Genomic DNA, 22,516 nt, shown 5'->3' with positions numbered 1-22,516 from the left:
CATCTGACGGAACTGACGGCGTCAATCCTGAGTGTCGCCGCTGAATTCAAGGCACAAAAAAGCCGGCCACAACAGGGCCGGCTTTTTTTGTGGGCTTGGCTTATTCGAAATCGCTGGCGAAAATCAAATCATCCGGTAATGGATCGCCGGTGATGCGGTAAATGTCACCGCTGCGGCGGACGATGTAAACGTTGCCGTCTTCATCCTCGCCAAAACTGGTCAGCTGAAAACTGAAGTTCACACCACCGGTGTTGCTCCACTCGTCTTCGGTCCAGGGGCCGCCGGCATTGTTGGCAAACCAAATCTGACCTGAACAATAATCCCCATAGATGTAATCGCCTTGGATGCTGCCCACCGGTCCGCGGTAGCGGTAACCGCCGGTGATGGAACAGCGAGAGCTGCCGTGGGTTTTCACCAGAATTGGCGCGGTGTAAGCGCTGGAATCAGGACAGCCGTTGTAGGCGATGTCGCCTTCGCGGCAATTCCAGCCAAAGTTTTCACCGCCACCATTGGCTGGTTGGAAACTGATTTCTTCGCGGGCGCCTTGTCCCACATCGCCAATGAACATGTCGCCGGTGTCACGGTCAAAACTCCAGCGCCAAGGGTTGCGCAAGCCATAGGTCCAAATTTCCGGACAAGCTCCAGCGGTACCCACAAATGGGTTGTCGGCCGGGATGCCATACTGGCCAGCGCCATCTTGGGGGCAGACATGGTCTTCATTCATGACCGGGGCAGGGTGGTTGGGTGCGTTGTTGCCGTCCACATCAATGCGCAACATGCTGCCCAAGGCTGAACCGAGGTTCAAGCCGCGATCCAATGGATCACCACCGCTGCCGCCGTCACCCATACCGATATAGAGGTAACCATCAGGCCCAAACAAGATGTTGCCACCGTTGTGGTTGGCAAAATCCTGGATCACGCGCATGATCACCACCCCGGAGTTGGGATCGGCCACATTGGCATCTCCGGCTGATACCGAGTAGCGTTCAATGATGGTGTCACCGGAGTTGCTGCCAGATTTGGTGTAATTCACATAAAAATAGCCGTTTGAGCTGTAATTGGGGTGGAAGGCCAAGCCCAACAGGCCTTGCTCATTGCCGCCGGAATTAACCTTGGCATCGATGTCCAAGAACGGTGTGGCCAGCAAATTGTCTTGGTCGTCGATGACCCGGATGGCGCCGTCCTGGTTGATGACAAACAGGCGGCCGCTGCCATCACCGGCGTGTCTGACGCCCATGTTGCCACTGACGCTATTGACCAATTCCAGGCCCACATCGGTGGGCACTTGTGCCAGTGAGGTCGAGGACCAAAAGGCCGCAATCAAAAGGCAAATTTTTTTCATGTTGAACTCCCGTTTTTATGGCCAATCTGGCAGTGGTCTCTGGTGCTTGAGGCCCACTGCGGAAGTGCGCAGCTGGGTGGTCAAATTGGCGGTTATTTATGTGGCTTTAAGGGGGCTGCGCAGCAGCCGGTTAATGGTTTAAAATCAGACGCTTAAGTGGCACTTCAGGCCGTGATTTAACGACCGGGTCAATCACTTAATGCGCTTCACTTTGACACTTCGATTGCCGTCACCTTTCATCAACCAAGAACCCAGCATCGCCGGCTCGATGGTGATCACTTGACGGCCGTCTTTTTTCAAGAATATGGAGCCGGCTGAAATGCGTTTCCAGATTTGACCGTTGTCCAATTCATAATAGGTGTCGCCCAATTTGTCATCGTATGATTTTTCCAGTCTGGCCCGGATTTCGCGGCGCTCAGTGTGCTGTCTGCGGGCTTCAAAACCGGCATCTCGCTGTCTGATTTCACGATCAATTTCTCGCTGCTTGTTGTTAAACCACTGGCTCAGATTATTCAGTTCTTCGTCGGTCAATTTGTGCAGCCCGGTGACTTGTTTTTCCTCTTCAGTCATGTCACTCAAATCAGGGGCTTTGGCCATCACCAACCCACACAGCATCAACTGGGTCAAAAAGAACAGTTTTTTAGTCATATTTACACTCGAATTTAACAAGATGACAAATATACATCAATCTTGACAAAATTTCGCCGGATTATTGGTTAACTGATCACAAAAGTGCCGGTTTTTTTGTCAATTAATGTGCCGAATAACAAACTTTTAACACCAAAATCTAAAATTTTAGTAAAATGCGGGTCAGAAAACCCCAAAAGAAAAAAACGTTACTCAATACTGAAAGGTAAAATTTGAAATGAACAAACTTAAATCCAGCACGGTTTTGATTCTGCTCACTGCTGCATTTGTCCCTCCGGTAATGGCTGAAATCACCCTTGAGATGGACCGTGATTTGGTCATCGGTCAACAGCAGGTTGTGCCCATCTTTCCGTTGGCCGGAAACACACAATACCAAGTCGGTGCCAGAGAAGTCAATGTGCGCACCACGCACGCCGTGATTTGTAACCGCATTGACAACTATCAACCGGTGTCGAATGTGCACGTGCGGGTTTTGGATCCCAACGGCGAGAACAAAGGAGATCATGGTGGCACTTCAGTGATGGGTGTCCAGTCCAACGTCAACTACAGTTTGAACCGCCGCGCTTTGGTGCTGCGTTCGGAAAACCGCAGCAAGTCAATTTGTCTGTCGGCCGAAGAATTTGACGTGATTTTTGCCACGCCTTTTGCCGATGAGCCGGTGCAAACCAACACCGACATCACCTATGAATTCACCAATGAGCCTCCCGGTGGGTATACGGCAGGTGACATCATGTCTTATGAGTTGACTTTCACCAATAACACCGGCAGTGAGCAAATGCTGGATTTTGTGGAGTATTATCCATACAACAACTCGCTCCCTGCTTACTTCAACAAAGGCGGTAACATTTCATGTTCGCTCTTAGACAGCAACAATGATCCGATTCAAGGTTCCTTTTGTTTGAGCGCCAATGGCGTGGTAAAAGACGTGGTGCTGCAGCCAACTGAAAAAGTCAGGTTGACTATTGCCAGACAAATCAGTTCCAACGCCGCCGTAGGTGCCAATCTGCAAATGATGGCAGCAGCCTTCCCCAAAGTGTCGACCATCGACAGCGTCGGCAGCAGTTATTCATTTGCGGGATTTGATATGGATTACCGCCTGGTCGAGGTGGTCAAACAATAACTGTTTGAACGAATCGATACACAATCAAAAACAACCAAGAGCAGCCACGGCTGCTCTTTTTGTGTGCCCAATGATTGAACCATGACCCCAGAACGCTTTCATAAATTGCAGCAAGTGCTGCAAGCCAGGCAAACGGACCTGACCGTGGTGATGGACTGGGTGCACAAGCCACACAATTTTAATGCCATCATCCGCACCTGCGATGCCGTGGGGGTGTTTGAAACCCATTACATTCCAGTGGAAGAAGGCTTTCGGCCGCTGACCAACACGGCCAAAGGCTCACAGAAATACGTGCTGGCCCACCAACATGATTGTTTTGCTGATGTGGCCAAGCAGCTGCAACAATCGGGGCACCAACTGTTGGCAGCCCACCTGTCGGCTGAGGCGGTTGACTACCGTCAGATAGACTACACCCAACCCACAGCCATTGTGATGGGGGCTGAATTGGAAGGGGTGTCACCGGACACCGCCGCCCAAGTGGATCAGCACATCGTGATCCCCATGGTGGGAATGGTGGAGTCATTGAATGTGTCGGTGGCCTGTGCCTTGGTGTTATATGAAGCCCAACGACAACGTCAGGCGGCTGGCATGTATACAAGCCAGTCCTTGGACCAAGCCACCTTTGAGCGGGTGCTGTTTGAATGGTGCTGGCCAAAAATTGCCCGGATGTGCCAACGACAAAACAAACCTTATCCGGTGTTGGATGAGAATGGCGAATTCAGCCAATTCTGAAAACGCGGGTCTTGCCACACTTCTGCAATGGCATGCATGGGCTTGCTGAATTCGGCTTGGGTCGTGCCGATGGCTGACCAACGCGCCGCCAAGGACTGGATGAATCGTTGATGCTTTTGGGATTGAACCCATTGCTCGGCCAATAAACTGACCTGGGCATTACTGGCCGCACACTCGTTCATCATGTTGATGCTGTCGGCAGTGACGTAGATGTGTTGGGCGCTGCTCAATATGGTTTGATAGGGGTTGTCACCGTCATTGGCATTGAACCAGCTCCGGTCACCAGATTGCAGCCATTGTTTGATGCGCTTTTGCTCATTATCCGGTAAGCGGGGGCTGCCACAAATCAGCAAGGGTTGGCGGTCATGGGCTGCTTTGATTTGTTTTAAATCAGTGACCAGTTGTTGTTTGAAGTAGGCTTTGGCTGGGTGTCCCAACAACACCGCAATGGGTCCGGCCTGTGGTGATCTGCCACTGCTTTTTTGTTCGAACCAAGCGGCATCATATGGGTGGATGCTGCCAGTGAATGGGATGATGTTGTCGCCTTGGCGACCATCGTGCTTGGGTAACAACAACCATTGGTAGTTGGCCGGGTTGTCTTTGGGATTCAGAATTTGGATGTGGCTGATGGTTTGTTGCTGCTGCCGATAACGTTGGCACACGTATTTACCCACCGCCGCGGCTTGGCGTCCGGTGGTGATGATCACCTCGGGTGGGGTGCTAAATTGGGGTTTGCCATCCAGCCACCGCAAGCCGGCATGAAATCCCGGGATCAATCGTGGCGCCATGGTGGCCCAGGGTTGGCGCAGAATAAAGCGGTGGATTTGGCTGCTGGTGCCCAAATGCTTGGCCAACGTTTGACTTTGGATCTCATGACCCAGCCGGCAATCAGACAACACCCAACACAGATTTACTTTATTCAAAGGCTTTCACGGTTTATAATATTGGGTTCATTATAGTGGTCAAGATACGGGCTGAAAAGAACCGTTTGTCGGTATTGAAATGGCCTTTTCTGCACAGTCAGGCTCACATGTCAGATTGTATGAACGAACTTACATTTGGATTGAACATGGGTCTCAAAGAAGCCAACACAGAAAAAGTTTATCACGTCAAATCGTCCGATTTACCCATTTCATGCCCCACCAAAGAAATGGCTGTGTGGAACTCACATCCAAAAGTCTACTTACCGCTGGAACAATCCGGTGAGGCCGTCTGTGAATACTGCGGCGCCAAGTTCATCGTCAAAGACGACTGAAACAGCACTTGGTTCCAGTGTCCACAACCCAAGCTACGGGGTGACTCCAGATGGTACCCTCCGCACCCAGTTCGAACGAGCCGGCTCTGACCGTCATGCAGGTGTTGCCGCAGTTGAAAGTGGGTGGCGTGGAACGCGGCACCATCGAATTTGCCCAGTACCTCAAGCGCCAAGGCCACCAACCTTTGGTGGTTTCTGCAGGCGGTCCTTTGGTGGGTGAGCTGGTCACCCATGACATCACCCACATCAATTTGGAGGTCGGGAAAAAATCCTTGACCACTTTGCGGGCCGTGAAACAGCTGCGCCGCTTGATGCGCGATTGGCAAGTCGATGTGGTCCATGCCCGTTCCCGTTTGCCAGCCTGGTTGTGCCTGCGCGCACTGCAAGGCATCAAGCACCACCGTCCGAAGCTTGTCACCACCTTACACGGTTTGCACTCGGTGAACCGCTATTCTTCGATCATGGCTCGGGGTGACCGGGTCATTGCGGTGTCAGAAACGGCCTTGGCTTATTTGCAGAGAAATTTCAAAAGGTACCTACAGCAACCGCCGGTATTGATATACCGGGGGGTAGACCCCCAATTCAAGCATGGTCATTCACCCAATTCCGATTGGTTGCAACATTGGCAGCAACAACACCCACATGCAGCCAAGCGCAAAAAAGTCTTGCTGCCAGGGCGCTTAACCGCCATCAAAGGGGTGAAAAACCTGCTGCATTGGCTGCGCCACACCGCAGTGGATTGTCAGTTGTTGCTGACCGCCCAAGCCGATCAATCCAGCCATTGCAAAAAAATCAAGCAGCTGTTTGACCAGCATCAATTGAGTGACCGGGTGTCTTGGTTGGGGGTGGAACGGCAGATTGCCAACTTGTATGCTCTGGCAGATGTGGTGGTGTCGGTCAATGAAAAGCCCGAAAGTTTTGGCCGCACGGTGTTGGAAGCCCTGACCATTGGTACGCCAGTGGTGGCCTTTGCCCACGGTGGTGTGGCCGAGGTCATGCAGGCAATCTTTCCTGAAGGGCAAGTCGAACCCGGTGATGTGGTGACACTGGCAGCCCGCATCGATGAATTTTTGCAGCACCCACCCACCGTTGAGCCACATGGCTTGTTTGCCAATGACACCCTGTTCAGCCAGACCCTGGCGGTGTATCAGGGATTGCTGAGAGATTCGCGTGATTCCAGTTAAGGTCAACAAAGCGGTGGCGGGTTTGTTGTTGGCGGTGGTTGGCTTGTTGCCCTTCGGCCGCTTGTCCGAGATCCCGGTGCTGTTATTGGCCTTGGGTGGTTTGTGGTTGCTGATCAGTGATCACCGGAGCTTGTGGCAAAGCCGCTGGTTCAAACCATTCACGGCTGTGTTCGCTGCTTATTTTTTGTTGGCCGCCACCGCTTCGATCGATTCTTATTGGCCGGCCAAGAGTTGGTTGATCACCTGGGGTGCCTGGCGATTCTATCTGGCCGGGTTGTTGGTGATCCATGTGCTGGATGAAGCCGACATGGACTGGCTCAGCAAAGGGGTCACGGTGTTGTTGCTGTTTTGGTCATTGGATGCCTTGTTGCAAAGTGTCTTGGGGTACAACATCCTGGGACAAGCCTCTTATCCTGGCCGCCTGACTGGCTTGTTTGGGCAAAACGTCAAACTCGGTCCGGTGTTGGCCTTGTTTGTGCCGGTGTTGATGTTGTGCGTTTGTCGTTACCGCACCTGGCTGCGCTGGTCGGCCGTGGGGTTGGTGTTGTTGGTGGTGACCCTCAGTGGCACCCGTTCGGCTTGGTTGATGATGGGTTTTGTGTTGTTGATGTTTTGGTGGCACCACGTACATGGCCGCCGCTGGCTGCTGATGCTCAAATCTGGCGCCTTGATTGGGGTTGGGGTGTTGCTGTTGTGGTTGACTTCCACTGATTTTCAACAGCGGGTGGACCGCTCTTTGCAGTTGTTGCAAGGGGAGCAAAGTGCCATTGATTTCGCCCTGGCCGATCGCTTGCCGATTTGGCACACGGCTTGGAACATGTACCAAGCCCATCCGCTCAATGGGGTCGGACCACGGGCCTTTCGCCAAGTGTATGCCGAATATGCCGAGCCCGGTGACGTTTGGGTGGCGCAACAAGGTGGCGGCTTACATGCCCACCATTGGGTGTTGGAAATTATGGCCGAGACCGGTACCATAGGCATGGTGTTGATGTTGCTGATGTGGGTGATGATGTGGCGGTATGTGCGAGGCCATTTCAATCAAAATCAAGTGTGGCCTTACGGGGTGGCCTTGTTGGCTGCTTTCTTACCGGTGGTGTCGCTGTACTCACTGTTTTCTTCGTTTTGGTCCATTTGTTTGTGGTGGCTGTTGATGCTGTTGTTCGCTGGGGTGAAAAATGCCAGTGACTAACCCCATCACCGCTGTGGTCACCTGTTTCAACTCGGCCAAAACCATCGGCAAGTGCCTGGACAGCGTGGCTTGGGCCGATGAAATCATTGTGCTGGACTCATTCAGTGAAGATGACACCGTATCGATCATTGAATCGATGCCCCAGGTGATCTTAAAGCAACAGGCATTCAAAGGGTTCTCTCAACAGAAACAAGACGTCATTGATCTGGCCACCCACGACTGGGTGTTGCTGTTGGACGCCGATGAATGCCTGACCCCGAAAGCGATCAAGAAAATCAAGCAATGGCAGCAGAGGCCAGCCCCAGCGGCGGGATACAACCTGCCCAGGGTGGAATGGGTGTTTTGGCATTGGGCCCACCCCTGGGTGAAACGCAATGAATTCATTCGCTTGTTCAACCGCCAGCACGCTCGGATGAGCCAGGATCTGGTGCATGAATCGGTTCAGGTCGATGGTCGGGTCAAGCGCTTGTATGCTCCTTTCAAGCATTACGGCGAAACCTCCATCCGAGTCAAACTGGACAAGATCAATCGCTATTCGGCCTTGGCCGCCCAACAAAAATATGACCGCGGCAAACGCTGCAGTGCCTTGCGTTTGTTTTTTTATCCGCCGTTTTATTTTTTCCGTCAATACATCATCAAGCGGCAAATTTTCAATGGCGTGGCCGGGGTGATCAATGCCACCTTGAACAGTTATTATGCCTATTTGAAATACGCCAAACTGTATGAGCTACAGCAAAACAAAGACTGACATTCAAGTCGCTGTGGCCAAGTGGTTGGCCCGCCGGTCGGTGCCCACCTTGATGCTCATGGGTTCGCTGCTGGGTCGGTTGTTTGGGTGGTTGCCGAACCGCCGCAAACGGGTGGCGCGCACCAACTTGTTGCTGTGCTTTCCTGAGCTGGATGACGCGGCGCGGCGCGGCTTGCTGCGACAAAACCTCAGATCAACCGGGCAAGGGGTGATGGAAATGCTGGCGGCCTTGTGGGGCCATGATCGGCAATTGCAAGATCGCTTCACCATCAACGGTTTGTCCCACCTGACCGACGCCATGGCCGATGGCCAGGGATGTTTGTTGCTCAGCTGTCACACCACGTCCATCGAGTGGGGCATCAAAGGCTTGAATCGGGCCTTGCGGGAAGCCAAACTGCCAGTTGGACACATGTTGGCCAGGCAACACAACAACAAACTGCTCGAAGCCCATTTTGAAGCCGCGCGGCTGCAGTTTGTCGACAAGTTGATCGACAAGAAAAATTTACGCAGCTTGTTGCGTTCGGTGCAAAGCGGTCACTCGGTGTATTATGCACCGGACCAAAATTTTTCTTACCAAGTGGCCTTTGCCGAATTCTTTGGCCAGCCAGCGGCCACCACTTTGGGCACCCAAAAGTTGGCGGAGAAGGGCATTCAGGTGATTCCATGGTTTTGTTTTCGGCTGCGTCCTGGGCAGTGGGAAATCACCATCTTGCCGGCGATGACAGACCTGGTCGGGGTGCCAGCTGCCCAAGCTTGCCAGCAGGTCAATCAATTGTTTGAGCAACAGATCAGGCGCTACCCAGAACAATACCTGTGGGTGCACCGGCGCTTCAAGAACCAGCCCGATGGCGCAGGCAGCCCGTATGATTGACCGCAGCTCAAGATTGCGGCTGGCTGGCCCTCTGCGCGACCATGGGGTCGCTGGGGTTTGAGATGGCCTTGAGAATCGAACACCGCAAGATGTACCGATCGAATGGATTGATTGATGATTTTGTGGTCTATGGCGCCCCCGAAGAGTACCTGCTGTTTGCTTATCTGGTCGATAAGGCCATTGCGGCCACGCAACCCATCATGATGCTCACAGAATCAAACATCACCGTTGAAATCAATTGTGCAGACTTCATCAAAGATCAGTTGTTCACCACCTTAGAAAATGAGCAGGGCGAATACCTCACCCATGCAGACTGGGAAGCACGGGATCGGCTGCGGATTTATGGCAACCCAACAATCCTCAGGGCCTTGCAACAATTTTTGATTGACTTGTCTGGCCGCGGCAAGGGCTACAGCTATTTGTGTGAATACTCAACCACCCACCCATACGCTGCGGATTCGCCTGAGTGGCGCTTGCATGTGGTACCCTGAGTCACTCACTTCCAGCCACAGCTGACGATGACCCCAATCCAGGCACAATGGATTTTGGTGCCGTATTTGGTGGTGAACGTCTTGGTCACTGTGATGCGATCAAAAAAGCGCTCCACATGACCCTCGATGCCCGCGGCATAAAAACGCATTTGCAATTGGGGTTTATCCACCGACTCATCCAGGTATGGGATGTCGGCGTACCAATCGGTGACCTGCACAGCAGGCCTGAAAAAATCAGTGGCCGGGCCACTGCGGGCTTCAAATTCCGGGGTGATTTCAATGGAAGGGCTGTTTTTGCTCATTTGAATCAACTCTGCCCCAGTCACCGGCTGGCTCTGTGGGGGCGCTGCTGCAGGAGCTGGCTCGCTTGGAACTGGTGGCGGTGGCTCGTTGCTGGGTTGGGGTCTGGTGTCCACTGGCTCAGTCGCCCTGACTGGGGGTGTTGTGGGCCTTGGCTCGGCGGGGACTTTTTTGACCGGTGGTTCTGGGGGCGATTCGATGAGGATCGGGTCTGTTGGTTCAGCGGTGGGGCTCTTGGGAACATCTTCGACCAGCTCCAGCGTCAACACCGGGGTGAGCTCTGGGTACAGCATGGACCAGGGGTGGGGCAGTGCCAGCGCCAGGGCCAATAACAACAGCGGCAACACACTGTGCTTGAGCCAATGCGTCAACGGTTGTTCGGGGTGCCATGTGCGGGTGTCAGAAAAGGCCAAAGCGGGCAGCGTTCACAAATCAAACCATTATAAAAACGGTTCGTTAAGTGCCCGTAAAGAATTTGTGATGATATCGCTGGGAGGAGCTGATTGGGTGGTGACGGATCAGCAGCGCCTCACAAGCGAATGTTGAACCACTTGAACACCACCCAAGCTGGACCAATCAACAGGAATTGCAAGTCTTGGTAAAACGAGGGTTTTTGACCTTCGATGTGGTGACCGATGAACTGACCAATCCAGGCCGCCACAAACACCACCACCGCGGTGATGACCAACGGCAAGGACTGCATTTCAAACCAATAATTCAAAGCCAAACAAGCGGCGGTGAAAACCAGCATGGCGGCAAACACTTTGACACTCTTGAGCAAATAATACAGCATCAACATGGCGGTCACCACCAGGGCCAGGTTCATCACATAAGGCAGCTTCACTGCCCACATCAGGGCCGAAATGGACCAAAAGATCAACGGCACACAGACATAATGAATCAATTGGTTGGTGCGATTGACGTGAGACTTGTGGTACTCCGTCATCAGGTATTTCATGTGGTCAGTAGGACTGGCCGGTGATTCTGCGGTAGGCTTCATGGTATTTCTCTGCCGTTTTGTTGATCAATTCTGCTGGAATCCTGGGTCCGGGAGGTTGTTTGTTCCAGTCCAAAGTTTCCAAATAATCACGAATGAATTGTTTGTCATAACTTTCGGGGCTGGTACCAACCAAATACGTTGATTGGTTCCAAAACCGCGACGAATCCGGGGTCAACACCTCATCCATCAACACCAGTTCATCGTCTGCATCCAGGCCAAATTCAAATTTCGTGTCCGCTATGATGATACCATTGTTCTCCGCGTGGGCTTGGGCCTGGTGATATATTTTCAATGAAACATCGCGAATTTGTGCCGCCCGCTCGGTGCCAATCAAATTGCCCATTTGGGCGAAGGTGATGTTTTCATCGTGGTCACCCACCGCGGCTTTCGAAGAAGGGGTGAACAAAGTTTCGGATAATTTGGCGGCTTGTTGCATGCCTTTGGGCAGGGCGATGCCACAGACACCGCCGGTGTTCAGGTAGTCTTTCCAGCCAGAGCCAATCAGATAGCCCCTGACAATGGCTTCACATGGCAAGGCTTTGAGCTTTTTGACCACCACGGCCCGTTGTTGCAAATCTTCATCGGCGTCGGGAATGACTTGTTCCACTGGTATTCCAGTCAAGTGATTCTTTATAATGGGCCGCATCATGTCAAACCAAAAGTTGGAGATTTGTGTCAACAAGGCCCCTTTTTGTGGAATCACATCAGGCAACACCACATCAAAGGCACTGAGTCGATCACTGGCCACCATCAACAGGTGCTGATCATCGACTTGGTACACATCTCTGACCTTGCCTTGATGGATTTTGGGTAATTGAATTTGCATGCTTTGTGCCACAGATACAAAGCACGTATTTTAGCCACGGAAAACAGACTAAGCAAATAAATCGTATGGGTATCATCATTGGCGCCATCATTGGTTATAAATTCGGCAACATACCAGGCATGTTGCTGGGTGCGTGGGTCGGCTATTGGTTGGAACGGCAGCTGACTGGTGGGCCACAAGTCAGCGACAAAAAGCGCATTCAAGAAGCCTTTTTCAATGCCTTGTTCATGACCATGGGCCGTTTGGCCAAGGTGGATGGTCGGGTTTCTCCGGTCGAAATTGAACGCACCGAAGGCATCATGAAGCACATGAACCTGAACCCGGAAATGCGGCAAAAGGCGATCGATTTGTTCACCCAGGGTAAACGGCAGGGCAGTGACATGGAAGGGATGCTCAGGCGCTTTGGTGCGGAGGCCAAAAGGGCCTTGTCACTGAAGCAAATCTTTTTGGAAATGTTGGTCGATGTGGCCGAGGCCGATGGCATGATCTCCCGGGCTGAAATGGACCTGATGATGCAGGTTTGTCAACTGATTGGCTACCCACCCAAATTGTTGGAAGCGATGCTGAAAATGCGCAGCTTTCATGCCCAAGGGGGTTATCAGCAACAGCGCCAATCGTCATCCAGGCAATCCCGCCCCAGCAACCGCCACGCCCCATTCAATCCATACCAAGTGTTGGGCGTGACCGCCAATGACAACAAGATCACCGTGCGCAAGGCGTACAAGCGCTTGATGAGCCAACACCACCCAGATAAATTGGTGGCCAAAGGCCTGCCGCCAGAAATGATGAAAGTGGCTGAGGAAAAAGCCAAACAGATCCAACTGTCCTGGGAAAAAGTCAAAGAGCTGAAAGGCTGGTGATCGAGCCATTGCCGGTGTTGGTGGCGGTAATTATTGACATTCGTGATGGGCAGTGACAAACTCAAACTTCATCGCAACCAGCTGCCATTCACATGAACGATCACATCATAGCCCCCTCCATTTTATCTGCTGATTTCGCCCGTTTGGGTGAAGACACCCAAGCCGTGTTGGATGCCGGGGCAGATTGGGTGCATTTTGATGTGATGGACAACCACTATGTGCCCAACCTCACCATCGGGCCATTGGTGCTCAAAGCCTTGCGGGATTATGGCATCACGGCACCGATTGATGTGCATTTGATGGTCAAACCGGTGGACCGCATCATCGGCGACTTCGCTGAGGCTGGGGCCAGCATGATCACTTTTCACCCAGAAGCCTCCGAACACATCGACCGTTCCCTGTCATTGATCAAAGATTTGGGCTGTCAGGCCGGTCTGGTGCTCAATCCAGCCACCCCGGTGCAGGTGTTGGAACACGTGATGGATAAACTGGACATGATCTTGTTGATGAGCGTGAATCCTGGCTTTGGCGGGCAGTCATTCATTGACAGCACTTTGCCCAAATTGGCCACGGTCAGAAAGCTGATTGACCAATCCGGTCAGGCCATCCGTTTGCAGGTGGACGGTGGGGTGAAAGTCAACAACATTGGACAAATTGCCCGGGCCGGCGCCGACACTTTTGTCGCCGGTTCAGCCATCTTCAACACCCCGGATTATGCCAAAACCATCACAAATATGCGCCAAATGATTCAGCAGCAATTCAGCGAAGTGGGTTAAAATGGTGACATGAAAGCCCGCACCTTCATATATTTTTGTTTACTCTCGCTGACTGGTATGGCCAGTGTGGCGGCTGCTGTGAGCTTGGAAGAAGCCGTTAATCAAGTGAAACATGAAGGTCGTGTGTTGTCGGCCAAAACCATCAACGGACAACATGAAATCAAGGTGCTGACCCCATCAGGCACCGTCAAAACCTTCAATAAAAGCGCCGGCAAGCCGTCTGCAGAAGCCCAGCACACCAGACCCGAGTATTACAACCGGGGAGGTCGGTCCATGCGCGATCGCAAAAGCAACCAGGCGATCCCCAACCGCTTCAAGTCAACGACCAATGACCGCCGCAGAAACAACCGGCAAATGGACTTACAGCCCATGATGCTGGAGCCCAAAAACAACCCGAGCAAAAACAGCAACAAGAACAAAAACAAAGACAAGTAAAGCATGCGAGTATTGTTAATTGAAGACGATGAAAACCTGCGCAATACCCTGATCAAACGCTTTGAAGAGACGGGTTATGTGGTGGATGCCGCAGACAATGGCGAAGACGGCCTGTACAAAGGCCAGGAATACCCGGCCGATGTGGCGGTGATCGATTTGGGATTACCACGCATCTCTGGCATGGAAGTGATCCAAACCCTCAGGCAAGATGGCATCGAGTTTCCCATCATTGTGCTGACAGCCCGAGGCTCCTGGCAAGACAAAGTCATGGGACTGGACGCGGGGGCCGATGACTACTTGGTCAAACCGTTCCACTTCCCAGAATTATTGGCCAGGGTCAATGCATTGGTGCGGCGGGCCAGTGGCAACACCACCCCAGAAATTGCCTGTGGCGATTTGTCGATGAACATGAGCACGCAGGAAGTGAAGCTCAGGGGTCAGGCATTGGACTTGACCTCTTACGAATACAAGGTGCTGGAGTACCTGTTACACCACCAAAACGAAGTGGTGTCCAAAACCATCCTCACGGAACACATCTATCACCAAGATTATGATCGCGACAGCAATGTCATCGAGGTGTTTGTGGGCCGTTTGCGCAAAAAACTGGCCAAAATTGATCCCGACACCAAGTACATCGAAACCTTGCGTGGTCGTGGGTACCGCATGCGCTCAGCCGACTGATGGTCACCGTTGCCAAACGGGTGTCACTGACCAATCGGGTGTTGGTGACTTCGTCGGTGGCACTATTGGCGGCATTGGCGGTCATTGGCTTGGTGATGGACCAAGCATTCAAGGAAAAAACTTTGCATCTGGTCAAAGAGCGTCTGGAGAGCTATGTGTTGGCCATCATCACCAACACCGAAGTGGAAGACAACAGCCTGGTTTTTCCAGAATATTTCCCCACCCCCAGGATGGACCAACCCGGTTCCGGCATGTACGCCCAAGTCATCGCCGGTAACCAAAGCTGGGAATCGCCGTCGGCCTTGGGCCAAACCTTACCTGAAGTGCTGCCAGTGGCGGTCAATGAACGGGTTTTTGATGCGCCGTTGGAGTTTCAGGGTGAACGCCTGTTTCGCATGCGCCAAGGCTTTGCGGTAGAAACCGATGATGGGCCCATTGAGTTGACCTTGGCGGTGACTGAACACGCCGGAAACTTCTACCGTGAATTGTCAGAATTTGAAGAAAACCTGTTGACCTGGTTGGTCATCATCAGCTCGGTGCTGGTGTGTGTGCAATGGGTCATCATGTATTGGGCCACCAAGCCACTGAAGCAGCTGATGCAAGACCTGTTGAAGCTGGAAAAAGGCGATGAGTTGATCTTTTCTGAGGATTACCCCAGTGAGCTGCGGGGTTTGACCGCCAGCCTCAACCGCTTGATTGAAAATGAACGCAGCAATTTGTCACGACAGCGCCGCACTTTGGGTGATCTGGCCCATTCTTTGAAAACCCCCTTGGCGGTGATCCATGCCGAACTGGAAAAGGGAGGGGTGGACAAAGACCTGATTCAACAGCAGGTCATGAACATGGATGAGATCGTGGCTTATCAGTTGAAGCGGGCAGCGGTCGCAGGACACCGCACTTTTGTCACGGGCGTGCCGGTGATCGATGTGTTGGACAAGTTGATCAACACCCTGAAGAAAGTAAATCCCAATCGCCGCATCGAAGTCAAAACCCAAATTGCCCCTGGGGCTGAGTTTTATGGTGAAAAAGGTGATTTGATGGAAGTCTTGGGTAATTTACTGGAAAACGCTTTCAAATGGTGTGACCAACAAATTGATGTGTTGGTCAAAACCTTGTACATGGAGGGCCGCAAGCGCACCGGTTTGGTGATTGAGATCGGCGACGACGGACCGGGCATTCCGGTGGACAAACGCGCCGAACTGCTGCAGCGTGGCGTGCGGGGTGATGAGCAGGTCAAAGGCCATGGCATTGGCTTGTCCATCGTCGCGGACATCGTTGAGTCGTATCAGGGAGAGCTCGAGATCAAAACCCACCCAGTCCTGAATGGGGCCTGTTTTAAAGTCATCTTACCGCCTTAACATCGGATCAACATGAAACAATTGCTCGACATCATGCGCCAACTGCGTGACCCCGAATCGGGTTGTCCTTGGGACTTGGAACAAAATTTTGCCACCATTGCCCCCTACACCATTGAAGAAGCCTATGAAGTGGCCGATGCCATCGCCCAAAACGACATGAGCGGCTTGCGGTCAGAATTGGGTGACTTGCTGTTTCAGGTGGTGTTTCATGCCCAGATGGCCAGTGAAGCCGAGTTGTTCAACTTCCAGGATGTGGTTCAAGGCATCAGCCAAAAAATGATTGAACGGCACCCACATGTGTTTCAACCCGAAGCCCCCAAATTGACCGCCGCCGAACAGACCGAAGCGTGGGAAAAAGCCAAAAGCCTGAACAAAGACAGCGTGTTGGATGGCATTGCCCGCAACCTGCCAGAATTGCTCAAAGCGGTCAAATTAACCAAATACGCCGCGGTGACTGGCTTTGATTGGCCCAACATCCAAGACGTGTTTGATAAGCTGGCCGAGGAAACCGAAGAACTGCAAGAAGCCGTGCAATCGGGTCAGCGTGAGGCGATGGCCGAGGAATTGGGTGATTTGTTGTTTGTCTGTGCCAATCTGGCCCGGCACATGCAAATTGATCCAGCGGCTGCACTGCGGGGGGCCAATGCCAAATTTGAACAACGTTTCAGGGAAGTGGAAAAAAGGGCGAAAATTCAGCACCCCAAAAAAGAAAACTTTGACCTGAAAGTTCTTGACGAACTATGGAATCAGGTCAAAGCAGAACAAAAAACTCATGAGCCTTGAAAGGCACACCTCAAGTGTGTGTGCGTGTGTGTAAAGGCATGCCTTCCAACACATCAATGATGTTCTATTTAATGAGCTATACTTAAATACCGCAGCTCTGTTTCGTTATTATTACTCCCTCTCCTTGTTCTGGAGTTGAGCGCTGTTGCAGGCACTCAACCCCTCACAAGCTTACAGTCATGAGACTGATATTTTTATCGGTGTGTGTAGTGTGTGTGTAAATAAAAATACCAGTCTGCATTGACATTCTTTTGTGCAGTCATCAATCGATGTCTGCATTCATAAACAATTGGCTTGCTCCCCATTGATATTAACTTCGCTGTTCATAACAGCCACATCTCCATCCATGTACTCTATGCTCACATGGTTGTTAGATTGACCGGCTTTGGAACTGCAATTCAAATTGATGGAAATCAAAAATTCTTTGCTGCCACCAGTGCCGTCATCCGATGAGTCTCTGCCACCGGTTCCGTCATCAGAAGATTCGTTGCCGGTGCCGTCGTCAGAGGATTTATTGCCCGTGCCATCATCAGAAGATTTGTTGCCGGTACCATCATCTGATGATTTGGGCTCACCCTCTGGTGGAATGCTGATTCCTCTGAATTCTCCATCTTCCATATAACCTTGTATTTGATGAAGTTGGTTATTGGCTTCATCATGATACAAGCCATGAAAGGCACCATCAGATTCTGTTGAAGAGAATAAATGAAGCGAATTGGCCAGTGCCAAGTTGGAGACCAATAAACACATCACAACAATGGCCGTATTTCTGATGCCAGTTCCTTCAGTCTCAGATTTCATTCTTTGACTGATTCCAGTTCCTTCAGATTCAGATAAAAGTGACTGGCTGATGCCGGTGCCTTCACTTTCTGATACATGGGTCATGGTTGGTTTGTTGCTTTTCATTCTCTTTCTCCGGATGTGTTTTGATTAGTCTTGAAAGTAAAATACACCCAACCCAACAGGTGAATTCTTCTCTCTAGAATTAAGGGATTCAAATTGGCTTTCGATTTTGTCAAACTCGGGAGTGATCACTTCTTTATAGACTTTTCTGATCATGGCATTGACTTGCTTCTTGAATTCAGGAATTTGTTCTTCTTTTATGCGGATTGAATACAAGTTGCGTTGAAAATTGGGGGCTTCTTGACTGTAAAAATTGTGATGAATGGTGTCGACGATTCTTCTGATCGAAGCCGATGCAATGTGAGTCATTTCCATGCTCACACCAGAAGGTGGGGTGTATGATTTATTCAGGAAATGAACCCTATTGTCTCTGATTTCTACACAGTTGGCTTCCAGCAAAGACTCCAAAATGGGGCCATGGCTGATGTTTTTTCCAAATCTTTGGCACAATGTTTCAAATGACAGCCCTTTGCCACTGCGTTTCAATGGTAAAGGGTTGCCTTGCTCGTCACAAAATGGGGGCATGTGCTTCCAATGCTCCAGAATGTTGGCTTCGCGAGACCGGTTTTGCTCCAAAATTTTACTGTCATTGGTGTTTTGGTTCATGATTTTGGAGACTTCGCGTCGATCCAAGCCGGTTTGGTAGGCGATGGAAGAAATTTTGCCGCGGCTGTTGTTGGAGGTCTCTTCAATGTGTTTTTCGGCTTCTTCGACAAACAAGCGTCGCACCAAATTCTGGAATGAGTTGAATTCCACTTTCTGCTTGACCAGAATTCGCACCAACGGCCTGAGGCAGGTGGAGATGAACCCAAGCCAGTAGGAATCAAAGGATAAATGAGGCGATTTAGCGCTTGGATTATTCATTGAAGTACCACCCTTGAAAGTTTTTAAAACCTTGTTTCAGTCCTTTTTCATAATCGATGTGATTTTCCACCCCTTCTAAGACGGTGTTGATGCCCATGGCATGGGCAAAGCTGGCCAGTCCCAACGTGAAACCAGCCGTGACGTTTCGATATGACAGGTTTTGGTTGGCCACTTTGATCACATCAATCAAACCCATTTGCAGCAATTCCCAATGGGCAAAGCCCGACCCAAAATCGTCCAAGGCCACCAGGCCGCCGTATTCTCTGAAGTACTTCAAGAGCTCTATGGAGCTGGAGCACAACGGTGGCATGGAATGGATTTCGACGATTTCAATGCACAAGTGGCTGGGATCAATCAAGCCGGCATCGATCAGACCGATGAACCTGTTTTTGAAGGCATCGCTTAACAAGCTGATTGGCATCAGGTTGACACTGAGGCGGTCCAGCGGATGCGCTTCCTGGATGTCAGGTATTTGTTCAAAAATCTGGATGTCCAGATCCACTTTTTGTTGGGTGCTGAGTGAATGGAAAAAATGTTCGGTGTTGGGATGTCCCATCAGATTTTGTGGGCGGTAGAGCATTTCAAACCAGTTTTGCGGCTGACCGTCCATGCCAACGATGTCCTGAAATTGGAAATGCAATTTCTGACTGATGGCAGATTGGAAGGCAGCTAAATTCATAAACATGGTCAAGATTGAACAGGTTTATTATGTCGCACAATGGGGTGGCTGTAAACTGTTTTGTTAAAATTTTGAAAAAAAAGTGAATGCCGCTGAGTCAATTTGAATTGTGATCACCGGCACATGACAAAAATTGTCACATAATGCTTCTGCAATCATGCACAAAATTAAGTTCGGGATGGGTGAATGTTGGTCGAGTTGGTAACTGGCGGAGCCATGGGGGAATGCTTGGCTGGCCGCGGGTTTTGTTGTCAGGAGGGCGCGCCCTCCACACTGGGTTCAGGTGTTGTTGGTTCTATTCAGTAAATATTCGGTGATGGTTGCATTGGCCGGGGGCAGTGGCACCGAAGGCAATTCAATGATCGGTACCCAGCGCATGTTTTGCTGTTCGGCTGAATGTACCGAAGCTTGGGGGTTGTGTTCATGAAACACATGCAAACAAACCCGCTTGTTGGGGTATTGGTGGGGGATTTCTAAAATGGGGCTGGGATTGATGGGGCGGTAACCCAACTCTTCCAGGCATTCTCGTTGTAGCGCTTGTTGTCGGGATTCACCGGTTTCGACTTTGCCGCCGGGGTATTCCCACAAGCCGGGTAAATGCTGGTGGGATTGGCGCTGGGTTAACAGCACTTCGCCCTGGCCATTTTGCAAGACCAGGACGACGACATGGGTGGTGTTGGCGGTCAGCTCAGGCGACCGTGGCATTGTTTGAATTTCTTGCCTGATCCGCAAGGACAGGGGTCATTGCGCCCGACTTTCTGTCCATCGCGCACAAAGGTTTCCACTTTTTGGGGTTCACTGCGCGTGGGCTGACTGGGTGATTGGTGCTGCAACTGGACGTTCTGGCTCTCTCTTTGTTCCATGGCATTGACGTCGCCTTCTTCCTGCACCCTGACCCGGGCAATGATGCGGGTGGTCTCGTATTTGATTTTGTCCAGCAAGTCTTTGAACATTTCAAATGATTCACGCTTGTATTCTTGAATCGGTTGTTTCTGTGCATGTGATCGCAAACCAACCCCTTGGCGCAAATGATCCATTTGGGCCAAATGCTCTTTCCACAATTGGTCCAAGGTATTCAGATAGGCGGCTTTTTCGAAGTGACGCATGACTTCGGCACCGGTCATGGCTTCTTTCTCTTTGAAGAAGCGATCGATGTGGTCATGGATTTTGTCGCATAAGCCATCGTCATCCAAATCGTCATCCCGCTCAAGGATGCGGGTGATGTTGATTTCAATGCCAAACTCATGGGCCAACACGCGTTCCAGTTGGGGGATTTGCCATTGTTCTTCAACGCTTTCCAGCGGGATGTGTTGGCGGATGACATTGTCAAACACCTCTTCCCGGGTGTCGGCGATGTATTCACCGATCTCATCGGCTTCCAACAAATCGGCCCGTTGTTGATAAACCACCATTCTTTGGTCGTTGGCCACGTCGTCGTATTCCAACAAGTGTTTGCGGATGTCAAAGTTGTGGGATTCCACTTTGCGTTGGGCATTTTCGATGATGCGGGTGATCCACTTGTGCTCGATGTATTCATCTTCTTTCATGCCAAAGCGTTTCATGTTATCCATCATGCGACTTTGGCCGAAGACGCGCATCAGGTTGTCTTCCAAGGATATGTAAAAGCGGGATGAGCCCGGATCGCCTTGGCGGCCAGCCCGTCCGCGCAATTGGTTGTCGATGCGGCGAGATTCGTGGCGTTCGGTGCCAATGATGCGCAGACCGCCATTGTCCAAGACCAATTGGTGGCGGGCCTTCCAATCGGCTTCCAGCTGTTCCTTTTGCGAGTCGCTCAGTTCGCCTTGGCTTTCCATTTCAACCGCCAGGTTGCCACCCAACACAATGTCGGTACCCCGACCGGCCATGTTGGTGGCGATGGTGACGGCACCGGGTAAACCGGCTTCGGCCACGATCAAGGCTTCACGTTCGTGTTGTTTGGCGTTCAACACATTGTGTTTGATTTTGCGTTGTTTCAATTGAGTCGACAGAAATTCTGAGACTTCGATCGACGCGGTACCCACCAACACCGGTTGTTGTCGTTCATAACAATCACTGATGTCTTCGATGATGGCTTCAAATTTGGCTTTTTGGTTGAAATAAACCAGATCCCCTTGGTCGTCACGAATCATCGGTTTGTGGGTCGGGATCACGATCACTTCCAGGTTATAAATGGTCTGGAACTCATAGGCTTCGGTGTCAGCGGTCCCGGTCATACCGGACAGCTTGGGATAAAGCCTGAAATAATTCTGGAAGGTGATCGAGGCCAAGGTTTGGTTTTCTTTTTGAATCGGCACGTTTTCTTTGGCTTCCACCGCTTGGTGTAAGCCGTCTGACCAACGTCGGCCTTCCATGGTGCGGCCAGTGAATTCATCGACAATCACGATTTCGCCGTCCTTGACGATGTAGTCCACGTCTTTCTCAAACAAATGATGCGCTTTCAAAGCGGCACTGACGTGATGCATCAAACCAATGTGTTGGGAGTCATACAATGAATCGTCGGCCCCCATCAGGCCGTTTTTCTTCAGCAAATCTTCGGCATTCTGCATGCCTTGTTCGGTGAGGAACACTTGTTTGGATTTTTCGTCCACCGAAAAGTCGCCATCGGGTTCGGGCATACTTTGCTTGTTCAGGACGGCTTGGGTGATTTCTTTTTGATCAGGCTCGTAGGTGGACTTTTCCAGCAATGGTACCAGTTTGTTGACCCGGTTGTAGACTTCAGGTGATTCATCGACCTGGCCCGAAATGATCAATGGGGTTCTGGCCTCGTCAATCAGGATGGAGTCGACCTCATCAATCACCGCAAAGAAGGGCTCACGTTGTACTTTGGCTTCCAGGCTGAAAGCCATGTTGTCACGCAAATAATCAAACCCCAATTCGTTGTTGGTGGCGTAGGTGATGTCGCAGGCGTAGGCGGCCCGTTTGGCTTCATGACTCAAACTGGGAATCACCACACCCACGTTCATGCCCAAAAAGTTGTATAAGGGCTCCATCCATTTGGCATCGCGGTTGGCCAGGTAATCATTGACCGTCACCACGTGGACACCTTGTCCAGCCAGGGCATTCAAATAGGCCGGCAGGGTACACATCAATGTTTTACCTTCACCGGTGCGCATTTCGGCAATTTTGCCGTTGTGAATGACCAAACCACCGATCAGTTGCACATGGTAATGGCGCATGCCCAAGGTTCGCACCGAGGCTTCCCGCACCAGGGCAAAAGCTTCCGGCAACAACTCATCCAAACTTTCTCCTTGGGCGAAGCGGTCTTTTAAGGCCTGGGTTTGCTGAGGAAAATCGTCATCAGTCAGGGCTTGAACCTGTGGTTCCAGCGCTTCGATTTTGTCGGCAATTTTGTCCAATTGACGGACGTATCTTTGGTTTCTGCTGCCGAAAAGTTTGGTGAAAAGTGAGTTTTTAGCCATAAGTAATCAGATGTGCGCATGCTGGATGAATCAATGTGGATTCAATCATTCA

25 protein-coding genes are annotated in these 22,516 nt (G+C 51.3%); 14 read left to right on the top strand and 11 right to left on the bottom strand.

The window, feature by feature from the left end; all coding sequences use genetic code 11:
* Nucleotides 1-100 precede the first annotated feature (100 nt).
* Nucleotides 101-1,342, bottom strand: a complete 1,242-nt coding sequence (locus K7G70_RS17165) for a PQQ-dependent sugar dehydrogenase (RefSeq protein ID WP_223789891.1) — start codon at nucleotides 1,340-1,342, stop codon at nucleotides 101-103.
* A gap of 192 nt (nucleotides 1,343-1,534) precedes the next feature.
* Nucleotides 1,535-1,990 carry a hypothetical protein gene (locus tag K7G70_RS17160; RefSeq protein ID WP_223789890.1) on the bottom strand — a complete coding sequence of 152 codons (456 nt, stop codon included), beginning with the start codon at nucleotides 1,988-1,990 and terminating at the stop codon, nucleotides 1,535-1,537.
* Between the two features lie 280 nt (nucleotides 1,991-2,270).
* Here K7G70_RS17160 and K7G70_RS17155 point away from each other — a divergent pair, with 280 nt between their 5' ends.
* Complete coding sequence (locus tag K7G70_RS17155; RefSeq protein WP_223789889.1) at nucleotides 2,271-3,110, top strand: hypothetical protein; 840 nt, start codon at nucleotides 2,271-2,273, stop codon at nucleotides 3,108-3,110.
* An 81-nt stretch (nucleotides 3,111-3,191) separates the two neighbouring features.
* Nucleotides 3,192-3,842 (top strand): tRNA (guanosine(18)-2'-O)-methyltransferase TrmH, encoded by a 651-nt coding sequence (gene trmH / locus K7G70_RS17150; RefSeq protein ID WP_223789888.1) that lies wholly within the window; start codon nucleotides 3,192-3,194, stop codon nucleotides 3,840-3,842.
* On the opposite strand, the gene K7G70_RS17145 is transcribed toward trmH, so the two are convergent.
* The gene (locus K7G70_RS17145; RefSeq protein WP_223789887.1) at nucleotides 3,800-4,765 is read right to left on the bottom strand and encodes an ELM1/GtrOC1 family putative glycosyltransferase; all 966 of its coding nucleotides are present in this window, start codon (nucleotides 4,763-4,765) and stop codon (nucleotides 3,800-3,802) included. The genes trmH and K7G70_RS17145 overlap by 43 nt on opposite strands.
* Nucleotides 4,766-4,911: 146 nt before the next feature.
* Here K7G70_RS17145 and K7G70_RS17140 point away from each other — a divergent pair, with 146 nt between their 5' ends.
* From K7G70_RS17140 to K7G70_RS17115, 6 genes are all read left to right on the top strand, one after another.
* Nucleotides 4,912-5,097 carry a zinc-finger domain-containing protein gene (locus K7G70_RS17140; RefSeq protein WP_223789886.1) on the top strand — a complete coding sequence of 62 codons (186 nt, stop codon included), beginning with the start codon at nucleotides 4,912-4,914 and terminating at the stop codon, nucleotides 5,095-5,097.
* A gap of 50 nt (nucleotides 5,098-5,147) precedes the next feature.
* Nucleotides 5,148-6,281 carry a glycosyltransferase gene (locus K7G70_RS17135; protein ID WP_223789885.1) on the top strand — a complete coding sequence of 378 codons (1,134 nt, stop codon included), beginning with the start codon at nucleotides 5,148-5,150 and terminating at the stop codon, nucleotides 6,279-6,281.
* On the top strand, nucleotides 6,268-7,470 hold the full coding sequence (locus K7G70_RS18080) for an O-antigen ligase family protein (protein WP_223789884.1): 1,203 nt from the start codon (nucleotides 6,268-6,270) through the stop codon (nucleotides 7,468-7,470). The genes K7G70_RS17135 and K7G70_RS18080 overlap by 14 nt, the downstream gene beginning before the upstream one ends.
* Nucleotides 7,457-8,218, top strand: coding sequence for a glycosyltransferase family 2 protein (locus K7G70_RS17125; protein ID WP_223789883.1), 762 nt, complete (start codon nucleotides 7,457-7,459; stop codon nucleotides 8,216-8,218). The genes K7G70_RS18080 and K7G70_RS17125 overlap by 14 nt, the downstream gene beginning before the upstream one ends.
* A complete protein-coding gene (locus tag K7G70_RS17120; RefSeq protein WP_223789882.1) occupies nucleotides 8,193-9,089 on the top strand; it encodes a lysophospholipid acyltransferase family protein in 897 nt (298 codons plus the stop codon). Before K7G70_RS17125 ends, K7G70_RS17120 begins: the two co-directional genes overlap by 26 nt.
* A gap of 62 nt (nucleotides 9,090-9,151) precedes the next feature.
* Nucleotides 9,152-9,580: a hypothetical protein gene (locus tag K7G70_RS17115; protein WP_223789881.1), complete on the top strand. Its 429-nt coding sequence runs from the start codon at nucleotides 9,152-9,154 to the stop codon at nucleotides 9,578-9,580.
* A 5-nt stretch (nucleotides 9,581-9,585) separates the two neighbouring features.
* On the opposite strand, the gene K7G70_RS17110 is transcribed toward K7G70_RS17115, so the two are convergent.
* The 3 genes from K7G70_RS17110 to K7G70_RS17100 form a co-directional block, all read right to left on the bottom strand.
* Entirely contained in the window at nucleotides 9,586-10,293 is a 708-nt protein-coding gene (locus K7G70_RS17110; protein WP_223789880.1) for a hypothetical protein, read from the bottom strand.
* Nucleotides 10,294-10,409: 116 nt separating this feature from the next.
* Nucleotides 10,410-10,838 carry an Mpo1 family 2-hydroxy fatty acid dioxygenase gene (locus tag K7G70_RS17105; RefSeq protein WP_223789879.1) on the bottom strand — a complete coding sequence of 143 codons (429 nt, stop codon included), beginning with the start codon at nucleotides 10,836-10,838 and terminating at the stop codon, nucleotides 10,410-10,412.
* Nucleotides 10,839-10,842: 4 nt separating this feature from the next.
* A complete protein-coding gene (locus tag K7G70_RS17100; RefSeq protein WP_223789878.1) occupies nucleotides 10,843-11,706 on the bottom strand; it encodes a phosphoribosylaminoimidazolesuccinocarboxamide synthase in 864 nt (287 codons plus the stop codon).
* A 65-nt stretch (nucleotides 11,707-11,771) separates the two neighbouring features.
* Here K7G70_RS17100 and djlA point away from each other — a divergent pair, with 65 nt between their 5' ends.
* The 6 genes from djlA (at nucleotide 11,772) to mazG (ending at nucleotide 16,599) form a co-directional block, all read left to right on the top strand.
* The gene (gene djlA, locus K7G70_RS17095) at nucleotides 11,772-12,566 is read left to right on the top strand and encodes a co-chaperone DjlA (RefSeq protein WP_223789877.1); all 795 of its coding nucleotides are present in this window, start codon (nucleotides 11,772-11,774) and stop codon (nucleotides 12,564-12,566) included.
* Nucleotides 12,567-12,658: 92 nt separating this feature from the next.
* Complete coding sequence (rpe, locus tag K7G70_RS17090) at nucleotides 12,659-13,342, top strand: ribulose-phosphate 3-epimerase (protein WP_223789876.1); 684 nt, start codon at nucleotides 12,659-12,661, stop codon at nucleotides 13,340-13,342.
* A gap of 9 nt (nucleotides 13,343-13,351) precedes the next feature.
* Entirely contained in the window at nucleotides 13,352-13,777 is a 426-nt protein-coding gene (locus tag K7G70_RS17085) for a hypothetical protein (protein WP_223789875.1), read from the top strand.
* A gap of 3 nt (nucleotides 13,778-13,780) precedes the next feature.
* Entirely contained in the window at nucleotides 13,781-14,458 is a 678-nt protein-coding gene (locus K7G70_RS17080) for a response regulator transcription factor (RefSeq protein ID WP_223789874.1), read from the top strand.
* A complete protein-coding gene (locus K7G70_RS17075; RefSeq protein WP_223789873.1) occupies nucleotides 14,458-15,816 on the top strand; it encodes an ATP-binding protein in 1,359 nt (452 codons plus the stop codon). Before K7G70_RS17080 ends, K7G70_RS17075 begins: the two co-directional genes overlap by 1 nt.
* Before the next feature lie 12 nt (nucleotides 15,817-15,828).
* Nucleotides 15,829-16,599: a nucleoside triphosphate pyrophosphohydrolase gene (gene mazG, locus K7G70_RS17070; protein ID WP_223789872.1), complete on the top strand. Its 771-nt coding sequence runs from the start codon at nucleotides 15,829-15,831 to the stop codon at nucleotides 16,597-16,599.
* 279 nt (nucleotides 16,600-16,878) lie between these two features.
* Here the strand turns inward: mazG and K7G70_RS17065 are convergent, their stop codons facing one another.
* The 5 genes from K7G70_RS17065 to secA all read right to left on the bottom strand — a co-directional run bounded on the left by K7G70_RS17065 (nucleotide 16,879) and on the right by secA (nucleotide 22,464).
* On the bottom strand, nucleotides 16,879-17,505 hold the full coding sequence (locus tag K7G70_RS17065) for a hypothetical protein (RefSeq protein ID WP_223789871.1): 627 nt from the start codon (nucleotides 17,503-17,505) through the stop codon (nucleotides 16,879-16,881).
* 24 nt (nucleotides 17,506-17,529) lie between these two features.
* Nucleotides 17,530-18,366, bottom strand: a complete 837-nt coding sequence (locus K7G70_RS17060) for a DUF6502 family protein (protein ID WP_223789870.1) — start codon at nucleotides 18,364-18,366, stop codon at nucleotides 17,530-17,532.
* Nucleotides 18,359-19,045 carry an EAL domain-containing protein gene (locus K7G70_RS17055; protein ID WP_223789869.1) on the bottom strand — a complete coding sequence of 229 codons (687 nt, stop codon included), beginning with the start codon at nucleotides 19,043-19,045 and terminating at the stop codon, nucleotides 18,359-18,361. Before K7G70_RS17055 ends, K7G70_RS17060 begins: the two co-directional genes overlap by 8 nt.
* Before the next feature lie 279 nt (nucleotides 19,046-19,324).
* Entirely contained in the window at nucleotides 19,325-19,750 is a 426-nt protein-coding gene (locus K7G70_RS17050) for a (deoxy)nucleoside triphosphate pyrophosphohydrolase (RefSeq protein ID WP_223789868.1), read from the bottom strand.
* On the bottom strand, nucleotides 19,729-22,464 hold the full coding sequence (gene secA, locus K7G70_RS17045) for a preprotein translocase subunit SecA (protein ID WP_223789867.1): 2,736 nt from the start codon (nucleotides 22,462-22,464) through the stop codon (nucleotides 19,729-19,731). The genes K7G70_RS17050 and secA overlap by 22 nt, the downstream gene beginning before the upstream one ends.
* Nucleotides 22,465-22,516: the final 52 nt, after the last annotated feature.

The organism is Marinicella meishanensis (genome assembly GCF_019931145.1).
GTDB lineage: Bacteria > Pseudomonadota > Gammaproteobacteria > Xanthomonadales > Marinicellaceae > Marinicella > Marinicella meishanensis.
This window is presented reverse-complemented; position numbering and strand designations above follow the sequence as displayed.

What these genes read in the sequence shown, in the direction of transcription:
- K7G70_RS17165 (WP_223789891.1), bottom strand. Translation starts at nt 1,342, where the DNA reads ATGAAAAAAATTTGCCTTTTGATTGCGGCCTTTTGGTCCTCGACCTCA.
- K7G70_RS17160 (WP_223789890.1), bottom strand. Translation starts at nt 1,990, where the DNA reads ATGACTAAAAAACTGTTCTTTTTGACCCAGTTGATGCTGTGTGGGTTG.
- K7G70_RS17155 (WP_223789889.1), top strand. Translation starts at nt 2,271, where the DNA reads ATGGCTGAAATCACCCTTGAGATGGACCGTGATTTGGTCATCGGTCAA.
- trmH (WP_223789888.1), top strand. Translation starts at nt 3,192, where the DNA reads ATGACCCCAGAACGCTTTCATAAATTGCAGCAAGTGCTGCAAGCCAGG.
- K7G70_RS17140 (WP_223789886.1), top strand. Translation starts at nt 4,912, where the DNA reads ATGGGTCTCAAAGAAGCCAACACAGAAAAAGTTTATCACGTCAAATCG.
- K7G70_RS17135 (WP_223789885.1), top strand. Translation starts at nt 5,148, where the DNA reads ATGGTACCCTCCGCACCCAGTTCGAACGAGCCGGCTCTGACCGTCATG.
- K7G70_RS17125 (WP_223789883.1), top strand. Translation starts at nt 7,457, where the DNA reads ATGCCAGTGACTAACCCCATCACCGCTGTGGTCACCTGTTTCAACTCG.
- K7G70_RS17120 (WP_223789882.1), top strand. Translation starts at nt 8,193, where the DNA reads ATGAGCTACAGCAAAACAAAGACTGACATTCAAGTCGCTGTGGCCAAG.
- K7G70_RS17115 (WP_223789881.1), top strand. Translation starts at nt 9,152, where the DNA reads ATGGCCTTGAGAATCGAACACCGCAAGATGTACCGATCGAATGGATTG.
- K7G70_RS17105 (WP_223789879.1), bottom strand. Translation starts at nt 10,838, where the DNA reads ATGAAATACCTGATGACGGAGTACCACAAGTCTCACGTCAATCGCACC.
- K7G70_RS17100 (WP_223789878.1), bottom strand. Translation starts at nt 11,706, where the DNA reads ATGCAAATTCAATTACCCAAAATCCATCAAGGCAAGGTCAGAGATGTG.
- djlA (WP_223789877.1), top strand. Translation starts at nt 11,772, where the DNA reads ATGGGTATCATCATTGGCGCCATCATTGGTTATAAATTCGGCAACATA.
- rpe (WP_223789876.1), top strand. Translation starts at nt 12,659, where the DNA reads ATGAACGATCACATCATAGCCCCCTCCATTTTATCTGCTGATTTCGCC.
- K7G70_RS17085 (WP_223789875.1), top strand. Translation starts at nt 13,352, where the DNA reads ATGAAAGCCCGCACCTTCATATATTTTTGTTTACTCTCGCTGACTGGT.
- K7G70_RS17080 (WP_223789874.1), top strand. Translation starts at nt 13,781, where the DNA reads ATGCGAGTATTGTTAATTGAAGACGATGAAAACCTGCGCAATACCCTG.
- K7G70_RS17075 (WP_223789873.1), top strand. Translation starts at nt 14,458, where the DNA reads ATGGTCACCGTTGCCAAACGGGTGTCACTGACCAATCGGGTGTTGGTG.
- mazG (WP_223789872.1), top strand. Translation starts at nt 15,829, where the DNA reads ATGAAACAATTGCTCGACATCATGCGCCAACTGCGTGACCCCGAATCG.
- K7G70_RS17065 (WP_223789871.1), bottom strand. Translation starts at nt 17,505, where the DNA reads ATGAAAAGCAACAAACCAACCATGACCCATGTATCAGAAAGTGAAGGC.
- K7G70_RS17060 (WP_223789870.1), bottom strand. Translation starts at nt 18,366, where the DNA reads ATGAATAATCCAAGCGCTAAATCGCCTCATTTATCCTTTGATTCCTAC.
- K7G70_RS17055 (WP_223789869.1), bottom strand. Translation starts at nt 19,045, where the DNA reads ATGAATTTAGCTGCCTTCCAATCTGCCATCAGTCAGAAATTGCATTTC.
- K7G70_RS17050 (WP_223789868.1), bottom strand. Translation starts at nt 19,750, where the DNA reads ATGCCACGGTCGCCTGAGCTGACCGCCAACACCACCCATGTCGTCGTC.
- secA (WP_223789867.1), bottom strand. Translation starts at nt 22,464, where the DNA reads ATGGCTAAAAACTCACTTTTCACCAAACTTTTCGGCAGCAGAAACCAA.